1 pseudogene is annotated in these 315 nt (G+C 40.3%); it reads right to left on the bottom strand.

Features of this window, described 5'->3' with window-relative positions:
• A pseudogene (locus tag ACFINS_RS10395) lies at positions 1 to 315 on the bottom strand (2,3,4,5-tetrahydropyridine-2,6-dicarboxylate N-succinyltransferase); the annotation flags it as partial.

Raw genomic sequence — 315 nt, 5'->3', positions numbered from 1 at the left:
ACAAAAGCACCAAGGTTGACAAAGGATGGCATCAGAATAACATTGGGTGCAATATAAGCAGAATGGCGTACAATCGCTCCAGGAACGGAACGGAAATCCGCTTTTTTAAAGTCAGCTTCTTGCCAATGAGAAAATTTTGAAGGGACTTTATCCCACCAAGATGTTCCATTTACTCCACCGGTCATAATTTGCATAGGATTGAGCCGAAAAGAAAGAAGAACGGCTTTTTTCAACCATTGATGAACGTGCCATTTTCCATTTTTTTGACGTTTTACAACACGGACTTCACCTTTATCAAGAAGGTTTAACGCATGT

The sequence above is a fragment of the Bartonella sp. AA2SXKL genome (assembly GCF_042197205.1).
In the GTDB taxonomy this organism is placed as follows: domain Bacteria; phylum Pseudomonadota; class Alphaproteobacteria; order Rhizobiales; family Rhizobiaceae; genus Bartonella.
The sequence above is the reverse complement of the archived record's forward strand: the minus strand, read 5'-3'. Positions and strand labels throughout refer to the sequence as shown.